Here is a 14233-nt window from a genome sequence, read left to right as displayed (position 1 = left end):
CATGAGGCTGCGGACCGTACTCGGGGAGGTCCCAGTACCGGACGGACCGGTGCTCGCCCACGAGCATCTGCGCGTCGACCTGCGCGGGCCCGCGGGGCGGGCACCGGATCCGGCGGCGCTCCTCGACGAGGAGGCGGCGGTCGCCGCCGAGCTCGCGGCGCTGCGCCGCTCCCACGGCCTCGCGGCCGTCGTGGAACTGACCTGCCTCGGCATGGGACGGGACGCCGCCGCGCTCGCCCGGATCAGCCGGCGGTCCGGTGTGGCGGTGGTCGCGGCGACCGGGTTCTACCACGGGGCGTTCCACCCGCCCTACGTCGCCGGATCGAGCGTCGCGGACCTGGCCCGCCGGCTGCTCGGCGAGATCGAGAACGGCCTGGACGGCACCGCCGTCCGGCCGGGCGTGATCGGCGAGATCGGCACGAGCGGTTCGACGCCCTCGCAGGACGAGGAGCGCTGCCTGCGGGCCGCCGCCCGCGCCGCCCTCCGCTCGGGCCTGCCGCTCGCCACCCACGCCCACCTCGGCCGCGGCGGGCTCGCGCAGCTCGACGCGCTGACCGGCGAGGGCCTGCCGCCCGGCCGGATCAGCATCGGCCACCAGGACCTCCTGGACGACGCCCAGACCCACCGAAAGATCGCCGAAGCCGGCGCGTACGTCGCCTTCGACACGGTCGGCAAGGCGTCCTACCAGAGCGACGACGTCCGGCTCCGGCGGGCGCTCGACCTGATCGACGCCGGCCGGGCCGACCGGCTCCTGCTCAGCGCGGACGTCTCCCGCGCCGGCTACCTGGAGGTGCACGGCGGCGGTGGTTACGGCACCGTCCTGCACTCGTTCGCACCCCGGCTGGCGGCTGCGGGCGTCGAAGAGACGACCCTGCGCCTGATCCTGCACGACAATCCCGTCCGGTTCCTGACCTCGGGGGAGGCCCGATGACCGCGCCGGAGCTGCGCGAGACCCACCCGCTGCCGACCGTCCCGCTGGACGAGGCGATGGCCCGGCAGTTCCGGCTGCTGGAGTGCGTGGCGGCCCATTTCGACGGGCACCGGCTGTTCTCGGCGGACGTCGGGGTGACGCCGCAGTGGGGACGGCCCGACGCCACCCGCCGGACGGAGGACGCGCTGGCCGACTTCTTCGGCGCCCCCGCGGCGGCCCTCGTGCAGGGTGCGGGCACCGGCGCGATCAGGGCCATGCTCGCCGCGGCCCTCATACCGGGCGAGCCCCTGATCGTGCACGCCGGGCCCCTCTACCCGACGACCGCGGCGACCTTCCGGTCCATGGGGTTCGACCTGGTCGAGACCGACTTCAACACCTCGTCCGCCGAGGCGGCGGCCACCCACGTCTACATCCAGCATGCCCGGCAGAGCCCCGGTGATCGGTACGACCCGGCGGAGGTGATCGCCCGGTACGCGGCCGTGGGCGTCCGCGCGCTGGTCGACGACAACTACGCGGCGTTCCGCGTCCCCCGGACGGGTGTCGAGATGGGCGCGGAGGCGTCGGCGCTGTCGCTGTTCAAGCTGCTCGGCCCCGAAGGCGTCGGGCTGGTCGTGGGCTCGCGCGATCTCGTCGACAACGTGCACGCGCTCAACTACTCGGGCGGCGGGCAGGTGCAGGGGCCGCAGGCGCTCGACGCCCTGCGCGCGCTGACCCACGTCCCCGTGCTGTGGGCGGTGCAGTCCGCCGTCGTCACCGAGATCGCCGAGCGGCTGGAGGCCGGCGAGGTCCCCGGGGTCGCCCAGGTCCGCGTCGCCAACGCGCAGGACCTGTGCGTGCTCGTCCGGCTGGACGCCCCCGTGGCCCGTCGGGTCATCGAGGCGGCGGCACGGCTCGGGGCCGCTCCCTATCCGGTCGGGGCGAACTCCCGCTACGAGATCGCGCCGCTCTTCTACCGGCTCTCCGAGACCTTCCTCTCCGGCACCCCGGAGCTGGCCGACTGGACGATCCGGATCAACCCGATGCGGGCGGGCGCGGACCTCGTCCTGAAGATCCTGGCCGGGGCGCTGCGGGAGGTGCGGTGTTCCTGACCGCGACGCTGGCCCGCAATCCGCGGCTCGTCGAGGCGGCGGCGGGACTCCACCGCACCGGCCGCATCCCGCCCGACACCTACCTCATCGACCTGGACGCGGTCGGCGCCAATGCCGCGGCGCTCGCCGCGGTCGCCGCCGCGAACGGCGTCCGGCTGTGGCCGGTGTTCAAACAGGTGGGACGCAACCCGCACGTGATCCGGACGGTGGCCGAGCACCTCCCGCTCGCCGCGGCCATCGACCTGCGCGGCGCCCACGCTATCCAGGAGGCAGGGGCCGGGCTGGGCAACGTCGGCCACCTCGTCCAGCTTCCGGTCGGCGCCCTGCGGGACGTGCTGTCCCGGCGCCCCGAGTACGTCACCGTCTTCGGAACCGACCAGGCCCGCGCGGTGTCCGCCGCCGCGGGGCACCTCGGGATCACGCAGCGGCTGCTGGCCCGGGTGGTCGACGACGGCGACCGGTTCTACCCGGGGCAGGAAGGCGGCGTCCCGGTGTCCGATGTCGAGAAGTTCGCCGCCGAGGTAGGGGACATGGACGCCGTGTCCCTCGAAGGCGTCACCTCGTTCCCCTGCCTGCTCTACGACGAGTCGTCCGCGGCCATCGCACCCACCCCGAACCTCCGGACGCTCCTGACCGCCAAGTCCCGCCTCGCCGCGGCCGGGTCGCCCGTCAGCGTCCTCAGCGCGCCCAGCGCGACGGCCGCCGCGAGCATCCCGGTGCTGGCCGCGCACGGGGCCACCCACGGGGAGCCCGGTCACGCGCTCACGGCGACGACACCGCTGCACGCCACCGACCTCACCCAGCCCGAACTGCCCGCGATGGTGTACGTCACCGAGATCGCGCACATCCTTCCGGACGGCCGGCCCGCGGTCTTCGGCGGCGGCTTCTACCCCCGGGGCCGGCCGCACGAGGCCCTCGTGTTCCCCGGTGCGGGAGAGCCGTTCACCCTCCCCGTCGAACCCGCTCCGCCCGAGAACATCGACTACTACCGCCTTCTGGGCGCCCCGACCTCGGGATCGCCGCTCCGTGTCGGCGACACCGCCGTCCTCGCCTTCCGCACCCAGATCTTCGTCACCCGCAGCTCGGTGGGCGCCCTGCAAGGGGTCTCCTCGGGCAAGCCCCGGCTGCTCGGCCTGGCGGACTCGCACGGGAGGCCCTGGTGACGCGCGTCGCCGTCCTCGTGGTCGACGGGCTCGGCATCGGCGCCATGCCGGACGCGTCCGCCGTGCGCGCGGGCGACGCCGCCGCGCACACCCTCGGCCACGTCCTGGACACCGCCGACGGGACACTGCGCCTTCCCGCACTCGGCGCCCTGGGACTCGGGCTGCTGCATCCGCACGAGAGCCTGGCCTTCCCCATCGCCGCCGGGGCGTCCGCGGGACGGTCCGCCCTCGGATACCCGGGCGCGGACACCTTCAGCGGCCACCAGACGATGATGGGCACCGACATGAGCGGGACGGCCCTCGCCCTGTTCTCCGACCACATCGACACGGTCGCCGCCGCACTGCGCGCGGCCGGGCACACAGCACGTCCGCTGGACGACCTCCCCGTCCTCCTCGTCGACGGGAGCGCCGTCGTCGGCGACAACCTCGAAGCCGACCCGGGCCTCGGCTGGAACGTCAGCGCCCAGCTCGACGACCTGCCGTTCGAGGCGGTCCTGGACATCGCGCGGACGGTCCGGGCGGTCGCCCCGACCGCCCGGGTGATCGCGGTCGGCGGCCACGGCCCCGCACCGCTCCTGCGCGCCGTCCGGTCCGGCGCGCACGGGACGGCGGGCCTGGACACGCCCGCCTCCGGCTTCTACGTCAACGACGGCCTCCGGGTCGCCCACCTGGCCGTGGAGATCGACCACACCCGGCAGCTCCCCTCGCGCGCCGCCGCGGCGGGCCTGCCGGTGACCCTCGCCGGCAAGGCCGCCGACATCATCACGTGCCCGTCCGCCGAGCACCGGCCGGCCGTCGAGACCGGCGAGGTCCTCGCGCAGACCTCCAAGGCCCTCGCCCGCACGGCCGACGCCCTCGTCGTGGCGAACGTGCAGGAGACCGATCTGGCCGGCCACCAGCAGGACGCGCGCCGGTTCGGCTCCCTCCTGGAGGAGGTCGACACGGGCCTGGCGTCCCTCCTCGCGATCATGGGTCCGGACGATCACCTGATCGTCACCGGCGACCACGGGAACGACCCGACGATCGGCCACCCGTTCCACACCAGGGAGTTCGTCCCGGTGCTGCACTACAACCAGCGACTCCCGACCGGCACCGCCCCGGACGCCCCGACGCTGGCGGCCATCGCCGCGACGGCGGCCCGCGCCTTGGGCATCGACCTCCACCGGTGAGCCCGGGCCGGACGGCCCGCGCGTCAGCCCGTGCTCGCTTCCCGCGCCGCGCGTTCGAGCCGGGCCCGGTAGTCCTCCCACCAGGCCTCGTCACTGGACGGCATGCTGTCCTTGCCCGGGCCGCAGCCCCGCCGATCCGTCGATCACAAGCCCGCCGGTACAGCTTGATGATCTCCTCACGCGACTCGCCGGCCGTCGCCCACATGTCCGCGTTGGTCTCGGCGCCGTCGGCGAACCAGGGCATGGCCTCGCCGGACGGACGCCCGAACGTGTCACCGAAGTAGACGTCGTACTCCGAGAGCCCGTCGAGCTTTCACAGCAGAACGTCACGTCCGGCCTGCAGATAAAGCCGGGGTCGGCCTTGGGATCCGAGCGACCATGCCGGGCAGTCTCCCACCCTGAAGCTCGGCGGCTATTCCGCGTAGGGCTGGTCGGCCTTCTGGTCGCTGTAGGCGAGGCTCCAGACGTATCCGTCCGGGTCCGCGAAGGTGCCGCCGTACCCGCCCCACGGCAGCTTGCCGGCGGGCTTGAGGATCGTGGCGCCGGCCTTCCGCGCTTCTTCGACGACCTCGTCGACGCGTCCCTCACTACGGACGACGTAGGTGAGCACCAGCCCGCTGAAGCCGCTGCCCTCGGGACTGGTGCCGACCTGCTCGGCCAGTCCCTCGCGGCCGTAGAAGCCCACCGGCGTGGCCCCCTCCGTTTCGAAGAAGACCGAGATTCCCCAGTCGTCCTTGATCTTCCAGCCGAGGCCCTCGGTGTAGAACTCCTTGGCTCGGTCCATGTCCCGGACGCCGAGAAGGATCGCGCTAACGTTCGCCTTCATTTCCTGTCCCCTTCTGGTCGGAGCGAATGCGCTGTCTGCGCCCTTCCAGAAATCACGCTACGCAGGGGCGGCGAGCGGGGCTTCTTGATTCCTGACCGGTCCCGAGCGCTGCGTCGGCAGGGTCTCCGACCGGCTCCCGCTGTGGGCCGTGCTCCGGAACAGTTCATCTCCCCGGTTTTCCTGAAAACTGCGGTCGTCCCATTCGGCACGGGCGCGCGCCTACTGCTCGGCGCGCACCTGCCCCGGCGCTGACCTCCCCAACGGTTAGGCTGCCCGGGCTCGCGTTCTACGTCGTCCCGCCCAGCCTCGGCAGCACCGACGAGATCGTCGCCGAGCTGACCGCGGGCCGCCGCCCCCGCCTCTGCCTGATCGGCCGGTTGTGCGGGCCGCTGCCCTACGACCGGGTCGCCGTGCCGGAGAAGGCGCTGGTCCGCGGTGCCCTGTGGGTGGCGTCCGGGCTGCTGATGTTCGATCCGCATGGTGAGGGCGAGATGAGCGTCCTGGAGGCGCCGTACGGGGTGGAGGCGGCCGAGCCGATGCTCAGCGAGGCGGCCGAGCCGATGCTCAGCGAGGCGGGCGATCCGGTCCTCACCCTCGACCTCGGCGACGGCGTGCTCGTGTTCGAACCCGCCCCCGACACCGACGTCGAACCCGCCTGGAGCCGGATCCGCGCCGTCATCGAAGACGACCGCTCCGGCGGCTAGTGCCGCCTTTGGGCGGGCAGGGACGTTGAGCCTGCCCGGCGGGACGTTCGGCCCTCCCGGGCCCACGGCCTCGATCGTGCCGACCGCCTCGTGCCCCAGGATCCGCCCGTCGGTCACCTCCGGGACGTCGCCCTTCAGGATGTGCAGGTCCGTCCCGCAGATGGTCACCGCGTCCACGCGCACCAGCGCGTCGCCGTCCTCGACGACATCATGGGGGCGCGGCTGTTCAGCCCGAGCCGTGTCGTCGCGATCGACCTGGCCGACAGCCGGCTGGAGGCGGCCAAGCGGTTCGGTGCCGACACCACGATCAACAACTCCCGGCAGGACGCGCAGGCCATCGTCCGCGAGATGACCGAGGGTCTCGGCGCGGACGTGACGATCGAGGCTCGGTGTCCCCGAGGCGTTCGAGCTGACGGTCGCGCTGGCCCGGCCCGGCGGCCGGATCGCCAACATCGGCGTGCACGGTGCTCCGGCGGCGCTGCACCTGGAGGAGCAGTGGATCCGGGACATCACCATCACCACGGGATTGGTGGACACCTTCTCCACCCCGACCCTGCTGCGCCTGGCCGCCGCCCGGCAGCTCGACGCCGCCGCGTTCGTCACCCACACCTTCACCCTCGACGAATTCCCGAAGGCCTACGAGGTGTTCGGCGACGCCGCCCGCACCGGCGCGCTCAAGGTCGTCCTGACCCGCTGAGGCTCCGGGTCACGGACGGCGGATGCGGTAGCGCAGGTGCGTGACCTGCCGCGCAGGATCCTCGCCCTGCGGGGTGGTCAACCGGCGGACCGGGTCGAGCTCGATGTGCTCGGCGGGCAGGTGGTCGAAGAGCCTCCGGCCCTGCCCGAGCAGGACCGGTACGACGTGCAGTTCCAGCTCGTCGAGCTGCCCTGCCCGGAGCAGTGCCTGCGCCGCCCCGGCGCCGTGCACCATCACGTCGCCGTCTCCGGCCGCCGCGCGGGCCTGTGCGGCGCACTCGCGGACGTCGGTCACGTAGCGGACGCTGCCCGGCGGCGGGTCGTCCGGGACGTCGTGGGTCAGGACGAAGACCGGGACCCCGTCGTGATGGTCGCCCTGCCAGCGGCCGGCGTGCTCGTAGGTGCGGCGGCCGGAGATGACGGCGCGGGTGGCCAGCACCTCGGCGTGGACCTGTCCGCTCGGCCCCGGGTCGTTGCGCCGGTCGAGCCAGTTGAAGAGGCGGAACCCGCCGATGCCCATCGGGTTCTCCATGCCGTCCTGTGGCCCGGTGACGTAGCCGTCCAGGGACATGGTCATGTACAGCCGGATGATCGCCATCGCCTCAGCCCTCCGCCCGCACGCGGTAGCGCAGGTGCGTCACGCCCGGCCCGTCCACGGCACGGAGCAGTTCGAGCTCGACGTGGTCGGGCGGCATGTCCTCGAAGAGCGGCTCGCCCTGCCCGAGCAGGACCGGGACCAGGTGAATCTGCAACTCGTCCAGGACGCCCGCGGCGAGTGCGAGCCGAGCGGTACGGGCTCCGTGGACGAGGACGTCCTTGCCGCCGGCCGCGTCCTTGGCCATGCTCATCGCGGCCGTGACGTCGCCGACATAGCTGACCCCGGGCCACTGGAACTCCGGATCGGGTCGCCGGCGGCTCAGGACAAAGATCGGCACGCCGTCGTGGTGGTCGCCGCCCCAGCCGCCGGCGAGCTCGAACGTCCGGCGGCCGACGACCACCGCGCCGGTGGCCGAGACCTCGTCCATCACTTCGCGGTTCACCCCCGTCAGGTGGTCGCCTTTCCTGCGCTCGGCGTCGGCATCGGGGAGGAACCACTCGTGCAGCCGATGCCCGTCGTCGCCGAGACCGTTGCCCTTCGCCACGTTCGGTCCGGCGATGAACCCGTCGACCGACATCGACATGTACAACACGGTCGTGCTCATGGCGTCCTTCCTTCAGCGGCCCGGTCCGCCGGGCGGATGGTGATGCGTTCGCCAAGCATCCGGGATCGTGAAGCCAGGGTGTATCCCAGAGTTCTGGGATGACGCCGCCGATCCCCATAAGATCCGGGTCGTGGCCCATACATCGGCGGCGCACGCGCGCGTCCGGGACGAGATCGTCAGGCTGGCCCACCGCGGGTCGCCGATGCCGGAGTTCGCGCGGGCCGTCGGCGATGCCCTGGCGCGGGCCGTGCCCGCCGAGGGCACCTGCCTGATGACGACCGACCCGGCGACCATGCTCCCGACCGCGGAGTTCGTCGAGAACGGCCTGCCCGCGGCCGAGCTGCTCCGGCTCGTGGAGATCGAGGTGCGCGAGCCGGACTTCAACAGCTGGGCGCAGCTCGCCCGTGCCCCCCGCCCGGCCGGCAGCCTGAGCGGCGCCACCGCCGGTGACCTCGACCGCAGCCTGCGCCAGCGGGAGATCCGCCGCCCCGGGGGATTCTCCGACGAGCTGCGGGTGATGCTCGGCGACGGCACCGGGACCTGGGGCCAGCTGACCGTGTTCCGGGAGGCGGGCCGCCCGTACTTCACCCCGGCCGAGGTGGAGTTCGCGGCGTCGATCGCCGGCGTGGTGACCGATGGACTGCGGCGCGGTCTGCTGCTCGGCGGCGCGCAGGCCGGTGACGACGACGTGGGCCTGCTGGTCCTGGACGCCGATGACGGCGTGCGCATGTGCAACAGGGCGGCGGATCACCTGCTGGACGAGCTGGGCACCGGCGGCAGGGCGGGCGCTCGGCTCCCATTGGTGATCTCCTCTGTCGCCCGCCAGGCGCGTTCCCTCTTCGGCCCGGCACCGGGCGCGGCACCCGAGCCGGCCGGCGCCCGGCCGGCCAGGGCCCGGGCCCGCACCCGGACCGGCCGGTGGCTGATCGTCCGGGGCTCGCTGCTGGACGACGGCCCGGACCCGCAGGTCGCGGTGATGCTGGAGGCCGCCCGCCCCGCCGAGATGGCCCCCCTGATGGTCGACGCCTACGGTTTCACCGACAGCGAGCGCCGGGTCACCGAGCTGGTCGCCAGGGGTCTCTCCACCAAGCAGATCGCCGCCCGGCTGCGGGTGTCGTCGTACACCGTCCAGGACCACCTGAAGTCGATCTTCGCCAAGTCGGGCAGCGGTTCGCGCGGCGACCTGATCGCCCGGCTGTTCCTCGATCACCACGCCGTCTCCCTGACGTCGGGAGCCGCCGCGGACGCGGGATGACGGCGTGCCGAGAGCAACGTCGCGATCGGCCTCAGCCGGCTCGGCCACACCACCGCCTGGGCGGGACGCGTCGGGGCCGGCGAGGCCGGGCACCTCATCACCCGCACGCTGCGCGCCGAAGGGGGCGACACGTCGGCCGTCCGCCGCGACGACGCCGCGCCCACCGGCCTGATCATGTTCGAGCAGCGGCTGCCGGACGTCACCCGCGTCCACTACCTGCGCGCCGGGTCCGCCAGGTCCCGGCTGTGCCGGGAGGACGTCGAGGCCCTGCCGTTCGAGCCGCGGATCGTGCACATCACCCGGATCACGCCCGCGCTCGGCCCGTCCTGCCGGGACGCCGTGACCGCGCTGTGCCGCCTCGCCCGGGCGCGGAACGCGCAAATCAGCCTCGACCTCAACCACCGGCCGCGGCTGTGGGGCCGGGCCGCGTCGACCCCGTCGACTCGATCGGCGCCGGCGACGCGTTCGCCGCCGGGTAAGGACGGGCGTGTTTCCCGATGTCTCGCCTGTGACCAGGGAGTACGTCCGGCCGGGGCGGGTATGCCTTCGGGCCACTAAGGGACGCCACACGAACGATCAGTTCTCGCGGTTCGCCGGCATGTGGACGGGGGTGGAGACCATGGGATCGCAACGCTCCCGTGCGAGCGCCGCTCCTGACACCGGCATCGAGCGACTCGAGACGGCCCTGGTCGAGCTGATGATGGAGGTCGACGCCTCGATCGGAGCGGTGTTCCTGCTGCCCGCGGGCGAGCGGGTGCTGAGGATGGCGGTGCTCTGCGGAGCCCCCCATCAGATCGCCGCCCCGTGGGAACGGGTCTCCCTGGACGACGCGAACCCGATCTCCGATGCCGCCCGCCAGAGGCGTTTCCTCTGGCTGAGCGGCCGCGAGGAGATCGCACGCTCCTACCCTCGCCTCGGGCTCACGATGCCCTACGACTACGCGCTCGCGGTGGCGCCGATCGGCGACGAGGCCGATGCGGTGGGGAGCCTGGTGCTGGTCTGGCCGGTCTCCCGGCCGGAGGAGCTGAGTTCCGGCGAGCGCGAGGCGATCACGGTGTTCCGCCGGCGCGCGGGCCTGCTCCTGCGGCGGAACGCCGGTGGGGGCCTGACGCACTACCCGGACAGACCGCACATCCTCCCGCCCCCTCGGCTCGTCCACGACCGCCCGCCGGCGGACGACGAGGCGCGGGCGGCGGTCAGGTTCGCCGAACGCCTGCCGACGGGCTGCTGCGCCCTCGATGTGGACGGCCGGGTCGTGTTCGCCAACTCCGCCGCGATCGGCATGTTCGGTGTCGGCGGCGACGAGCTGATGGGCGCCCGCCCGTGGGAGCTCCTGCCGTGGCTCCGCGATCCGACCCTCTTCGAGGACCACTACCGGGCCGCCGTGATCAGCCGCCAGCCCTCGTCCTTCAGCGCGGTGCGCCCGTCCGGCACCCGGCTGACCTTCCACCTCTATCCCGACACCTCCGGGATCAGCGTCCAGATCATCCCGGCCGGCACCGACGGCTCCTCCGGCGGTGAGCCCATGCGGCGCCGGCCCCCGGCCGGTCCGGAGCTGACCGGGGTGTCGACGATCTACCAGCTGATGCATCTGGCGGCCGCGCTCACCGAGGCGGCGGGTCTGAACGACGTCGTCGACCTCGCCGCCGACCAGATCGTCCCCGGCTTCGGCCCGAGCGGCATGGCGCTGCTGACGGTCGAGGAGGGCAGGTTCCGCGTCATCGGCCACCGCGGACGCATCGCCGAGATCGTGGAACGTCTGGAAGGGGCGCCGCTGACCTCCCATGTGCCGGCCGCGCGGACGCTGGAGTCCGGCAGGCCCGGCTTCTTCTCCACGTTCGCCGACCTGAGACGCGCCTACCCCGCGGCCATCCACGTGGAGGGCACGGAAGCGCGCGCCTTCCTGCCCCTGATCGCCTCTGACCGCGTCATCGGCTCCCTCATCCTCACCTACGAGCAAGTCCGCCACCATTCGCGGGCGGAGCGCGCCATCCTGATGTCCCTGGCCGGGCTCATCGCCCAGGCGCTGGACCGCGCCCGCCTCTACGACACCAAGCACCAGCTCGCCCACGCCCTGCAGGCGACGCTGCTGCCCCGCAGCCTGCCCGACATCGACGGCCTCGACCTGGCCGCCCGCTACCGGCCCGCCGGCCTCGGCCTGGACATCGGCGGAGACTTCTACGACATCATCCGCATCGACGGGAACACCGCGGTCGCCACGATCGGCGACGTCCAGGGGCACCACACCACCGCGGCCGCCCTCATGGGCCAGGTCCGCACCGGTGTCCATGCCCACGCCACCATCGGCGCACCGCCGAGCGACATCCTCGCCCGCACCAACCGGCTCCTGTACGACCTGGATTCCGGCCTGTTCACCAGCTGCCTGATCGCCCGGCTCGATCTGGAGAGCCGCAGTGCCCAGTTCGCGACCGCGGGCCATCCGCCGCCCCTGATCCGCCGTCCCGACGGGAAGGCCGAAGCGCTCTCCCTGTCACCCGGGCTCCTGCTCGGCATCGCCCCCGATACCGACTACTCCACCGAAGAGATCCCCCTGGCGCCCGGTACCGTGCTGGCCCTCTACACCGATGGGCTGGTCGAGGTCCCCGGTACCGACATCGACGAGACGACGGCCGAACTGGCCCGCCACCTCTCCTCCGCGACCGACCAGACCATGGACGAGGTCGCCGACACCCTCCTGAAGAACGCGCCCACGTCCGCACGGCGGCACGATGACATCGCACTCCTGCTCATCCGGCTCCTCCGCTGAGGGCCGAGAGCTCGGCGGCGCTCGACTGGCGGACGACCAGCTCGGGATCGAGCATGACGGATTCGCCGGTGCCCCCCTCGAGCATGGCGACGAGCAGGCGAGCCGCCGTCCCGCCCATATCCCGCAGCGGCGTACGGACGCTGGAGAGCGGGATGGGCAGGTCCCGGGCGATGGCGATGTCGTTGTAGCCGACCAGGGCCAGGTCGCGGCCGACGGTCAGCCCGTGGTCCCGCAGCGTCCCCATGGCGCCGATGGCGGCCGAGTCGTTCACCGCGAAGATCGCCGACGGCCGGCGGGGGAGTTCGAGCAGTTTCCTGGCCGCCTGCCTGCCCCCCTCCGGATCGAAGTCCGTGTGCACGATCCGGTCCTGCCCGACGGTGACGCCCGCTCGCTCGAACGCCTCGACGCAGCCCTGGACGCGGTCGAGGGCGACGGGGTAGCGCGGTCCGGCGATGATGCCGATGTCCCGGTGCCCGCGCTCCAGGAGGTGCTCGCCCACCAGCCGTCCGCCGAGCCGGTCGTTGCCGGTCACCGACACGTGCCCGGCCTGGCGGTGGTTGACGAGGACCTGCCGGGTGTCGGAGCGGCTCAGCTCCTTGTAGATCCTGTCGTCCAGGGTGGCGTCGCCGATGACCAGGCCGTCCACCTTGCGGCTGAGCAGCATCTCCACGCGCTCCAGGCGCTGCCGCGGTACGCCGTGGGTGTTGGTGACGATCGTCTGGTAGCCGAGTTCGAAGGCCTCGGTGTCGATCCCGCTGAGGATCGCCGCGAGCACCACGTCGTGGAGCCGCGGCATCAGGACGCCGATGACCCGGCTGCGCTTGGTCCGGAGGCTGGCCGCCGTGAGGTCCGGCCGGTAGCCGAGGCGCTTGGCGATCTCGCGCACGCGCGCCTCCGTCTCGGCGAAGTCGGACCGCCGCGGGCCGGGCGGCCGGCGCAGGATCCTCGACACCGTGGAGGGATGGACGCCGGCCTCCTGCGCGATCAGCTTGTGCGTCGGCGTCCGCTGCCCCTGCTCCGTCGGCTCTTCCGTCACCTGTCGCCTCCTTGCGATGCGGGTCAACCGGCGGGAACGCCCGGTGCACCTCTTGACAAAGCAGCTTCCTGCAGTCGATTGTACCTATGTGCAGTCGATTGCAGTTACATCCTTCCGGAGATGTCGGAAGAACGCTGCGGCGGCTGAAGGGTGGGCAGGTCCTGTTACCTCATCCGCGGTCATGCGGCGGGTGCCGTGAGGGCGATGCCCGAACGACTGGAGGCATAGATGAGGTGTACCGGAACGCTCGCGATGTCCGCCGCCCTGATCCTCGCGGCCGCCGGCTGCGGCAGCGCCGCGGGGAGCGACGCGTCGGGGCCGATCAAGATCGGGCTCTCGACCCCGCTGTCGGGGTCCGCCGCGTCACTCGGCGAGAACGAGCGCAGAGGGGTCGAGCTCGCCATCGACCAGATCAACGACGAGGGCGGCGTCCTCGGCGGGCGCAAGCTCTCGCTCGCCGCCGAGGACAACGCGTGCAACCCGACCGACGGCGCGAGCTCGCTCACCAAGCTCATCACGAAACAGAAGGTGTCCACGGTGATCGGCGCGCTCTGCAGCGGGGTCACGCTCTCCGCCATGCCGCTGGCGAAACGCCACCGGGTGCCCTTCATCGTCTCGACGTCCACGTCACCGGACATCACCACCGCCTCGGGCAAGGGCGGCAACGAGTTCACGTTCCGGATCAACCCGTCCGACGCGACGCTGGCCGGCGCGCTGGCCACCCACCTGGCATCGGCCGGCAAGATCCGGAAGCTGGCGATCCTGGCAGAGGACAGCACCTACGGCCGTACCGGGGCGAAGGCGCTCGATGCGGCGCTCAAGCAGAACGGGCTCGGGGTGACCGGCATCGACTACGTCGCCCAGGGGACCGCTGACTTCTCGACGCAGATCAGCAAGTACCGCAACAACGGGACCGAGGGCGTCGCGCTTTACGTCTCGGGCGCCGACCATCTCGGATTCCTGCGGCAGGCGGCCGCAGCGGGCCTGCGCCTGCCCATGACCGGACGGGTCGAGTTCGAGGGGCAGAACCTGGAGATCCTCAAGAAGGAGCAGTTCGCCGGCTCGTCCAGCGTCTATCCCTACAGCTCCCTCATCGACACGCCGGAGAACGCGAAGTTCACCAAGCTCTACCAGAGCCGCCACCGGACCGCGCCGACCTACGAGTCCTTCGAGGGCTACAACGCCGTGATGGTCATCGCGGACGCCGTCCGGCGGGCGAAGAGTTCGGATCCCGTCGACCTCCAGAAGGCCCTGGTCAAGACCGACATGGCTTCGCTGACCGGCGGCAAGGTCAAGTTCGACGACCACAACCAGGCGCACGACAAGGCGTTCATCCTCCAGCTGAAGAAAGACGAGGTCTTCATCGAGTCCGACGTCACCACCTGATCCGGCCGCC

13 protein-coding genes and 2 pseudogenes are annotated in these 14233 nt (G+C 72.4%); 10 read left to right on the top strand and 5 right to left on the bottom strand.

From position 1 onward, the window contains the following. The first annotated feature begins 1 nt into the window (after nucleotide 1). The 4 genes from ABGB11_RS34250 to ABGB11_RS34235 are packed head-to-tail and all read left to right on the top strand — an operon-like array spanning nucleotide 2 to nucleotide 4351. A complete protein-coding gene (locus tag ABGB11_RS34250; protein WP_347639622.1) occupies nucleotides 2-931 on the top strand; it encodes an aryldialkylphosphatase in 930 nt (309 codons plus the stop codon). Beyond that, nucleotides 928-2019: an aminotransferase class V-fold PLP-dependent enzyme gene (locus ABGB11_RS34245; protein ID WP_347639621.1), complete on the top strand. Its 1092-nt coding sequence runs from the start codon at nucleotides 928-930 to the stop codon at nucleotides 2017-2019. Before ABGB11_RS34250 ends, ABGB11_RS34245 begins: the two co-directional genes overlap by 4 nt. Then, nucleotides 2010-3182, top strand: coding sequence for an alanine racemase (locus ABGB11_RS34240; protein ID WP_347639620.1), 1173 nt, complete (start codon nucleotides 2010-2012; stop codon nucleotides 3180-3182). Before ABGB11_RS34245 ends, ABGB11_RS34240 begins: the two co-directional genes overlap by 10 nt. After that, nucleotides 3179-4351 (top strand): phosphopentomutase, encoded by a 1173-nt coding sequence (locus ABGB11_RS34235; protein WP_347639619.1) that lies wholly within the window; start codon nucleotides 3179-3181, stop codon nucleotides 4349-4351. Before ABGB11_RS34240 ends, ABGB11_RS34235 begins: the two co-directional genes overlap by 4 nt. 412 nt (nucleotides 4352-4763) lie before the next feature. On the opposite strand, the gene ABGB11_RS34230 is transcribed toward ABGB11_RS34235, so the two are convergent. After that, the gene (locus ABGB11_RS34230) at nucleotides 4764-5177 is read right to left on the bottom strand and encodes a VOC family protein (RefSeq protein ID WP_347639618.1); all 414 of its coding nucleotides are present in this window, start codon (nucleotides 5175-5177) and stop codon (nucleotides 4764-4766) included. A 377-nt stretch (nucleotides 5178-5554) separates the two neighbouring features. Between ABGB11_RS34230 and ABGB11_RS34225 the strand changes: the two genes are divergently transcribed. Then, nucleotides 5555-5881, top strand: coding sequence for a hypothetical protein (locus ABGB11_RS34225; RefSeq protein ID WP_347639688.1), 327 nt, complete (start codon nucleotides 5555-5557; stop codon nucleotides 5879-5881). Between the two features lie 42 nt (nucleotides 5882-5923). Here the strand turns inward: ABGB11_RS34225 and ABGB11_RS34220 are convergent. After that, nucleotides 5924-6334 (bottom strand): annotated as a pseudogene (locus tag ABGB11_RS34220) (alcohol dehydrogenase catalytic domain-containing protein); the annotation flags it as partial. Between the two features lie 4 nt (nucleotides 6335-6338). Between ABGB11_RS34220 and ABGB11_RS34215 the strand changes: the two are divergent. After that, complete coding sequence (locus tag ABGB11_RS34215; protein WP_347639617.1) at nucleotides 6339-6578, top strand: hypothetical protein; 240 nt, start codon at nucleotides 6339-6341, stop codon at nucleotides 6576-6578. Between the two features lie 9 nt (nucleotides 6579-6587). Here ABGB11_RS34215 and ABGB11_RS34210 read toward each other — a convergent pair whose 3' ends face one another. After that, the gene (locus tag ABGB11_RS34210) at nucleotides 6588-7175 is read right to left on the bottom strand and encodes a dihydrofolate reductase family protein (protein WP_347639616.1); all 588 of its coding nucleotides are present in this window, start codon (nucleotides 7173-7175) and stop codon (nucleotides 6588-6590) included. 4 nt (nucleotides 7176-7179) lie between these two features. Then, nucleotides 7180-7779, bottom strand: coding sequence for a dihydrofolate reductase family protein (locus ABGB11_RS34205; protein WP_347639615.1), 600 nt, complete (start codon nucleotides 7777-7779; stop codon nucleotides 7180-7182). A 130-nt stretch (nucleotides 7780-7909) separates the two neighbouring features. Between ABGB11_RS34205 and ABGB11_RS34200 the strand changes: the two genes are divergently transcribed. From ABGB11_RS34200 to ABGB11_RS34190, 3 genes and pseudogenes are all read left to right on the top strand, one after another. Beyond that, complete coding sequence (locus ABGB11_RS34200) at nucleotides 7910-9034, top strand: helix-turn-helix transcriptional regulator (RefSeq protein WP_347639614.1); 1125 nt, start codon at nucleotides 7910-7912, stop codon at nucleotides 9032-9034. 21 nt (nucleotides 9035-9055) lie between these two features. Beyond that, nucleotides 9056-9592 (top strand): annotated as a pseudogene (locus ABGB11_RS34195) (PfkB family carbohydrate kinase); the annotation flags it as partial. Between the two features lie 61 nt (nucleotides 9593-9653). Next, entirely contained in the window at nucleotides 9654-11801 is a 2148-nt protein-coding gene (locus ABGB11_RS34190; RefSeq protein WP_347639613.1) for a SpoIIE family protein phosphatase, read from the top strand. Here the strand turns inward: ABGB11_RS34190 and ABGB11_RS34185 are convergent. Further along, nucleotides 11782-12837 carry a LacI family DNA-binding transcriptional regulator gene (locus ABGB11_RS34185; RefSeq protein ID WP_347639612.1) on the bottom strand — a complete coding sequence of 352 codons (1056 nt, stop codon included), beginning with the start codon at nucleotides 12835-12837 and terminating at the stop codon, nucleotides 11782-11784. The two genes, ABGB11_RS34190 and ABGB11_RS34185, sit on opposite strands and share 20 nt — an antisense overlap. Nucleotides 12838-13065: 228 nt before the next feature. On the opposite strand from ABGB11_RS34185, the gene ABGB11_RS34180 reads away from it, so the two are divergent. After that, the gene (locus ABGB11_RS34180; protein ID WP_347639611.1) at nucleotides 13066-14223 is read left to right on the top strand and encodes an ABC transporter substrate-binding protein; all 1158 of its coding nucleotides are present in this window, start codon (nucleotides 13066-13068) and stop codon (nucleotides 14221-14223) included. Nucleotides 14224-14233 lie beyond the last annotated feature (10 nt).

Source organism: Actinomadura sp. B10D3 (assembly GCF_039871695.1).
Classification (GTDB): domain Bacteria; phylum Actinomycetota; class Actinomycetes; order Streptosporangiales; family Streptosporangiaceae; genus Spirillospora; species Spirillospora madurae.
This window is presented reverse-complemented; position numbering and strand designations above follow the sequence as displayed.

Excerpts from the sequence above, each read along its gene's own strand:
- ABGB11_RS34250 (WP_347639622.1), top strand. The coding sequence starts at position 2 with ATGAGGCTGCGGACCGTACTCGGGGAGGTCCCAGTACCGGACGGACCG.
- ABGB11_RS34245 (WP_347639621.1), top strand. The coding sequence starts at position 928 with ATGACCGCGCCGGAGCTGCGCGAGACCCACCCGCTGCCGACCGTCCCG.
- ABGB11_RS34230 (WP_347639618.1), bottom strand. The coding sequence starts at position 5,177 with ATGAAGGCGAACGTTAGCGCGATCCTTCTCGGCGTCCGGGACATGGAC.
- ABGB11_RS34210 (WP_347639616.1), bottom strand. The coding sequence starts at position 7,175 with ATGGCGATCATCCGGCTGTACATGACCATGTCCCTGGACGGCTACGTC.
- ABGB11_RS34205 (WP_347639615.1), bottom strand. The coding sequence starts at position 7,779 with ATGAGCACGACCGTGTTGTACATGTCGATGTCGGTCGACGGGTTCATC.
- ABGB11_RS34190 (WP_347639613.1), top strand. The coding sequence starts at position 9,654 with ATGGGATCGCAACGCTCCCGTGCGAGCGCCGCTCCTGACACCGGCATC.
- ABGB11_RS34180 (WP_347639611.1), top strand. The coding sequence starts at position 13,066 with ATGAGGTGTACCGGAACGCTCGCGATGTCCGCCGCCCTGATCCTCGCG.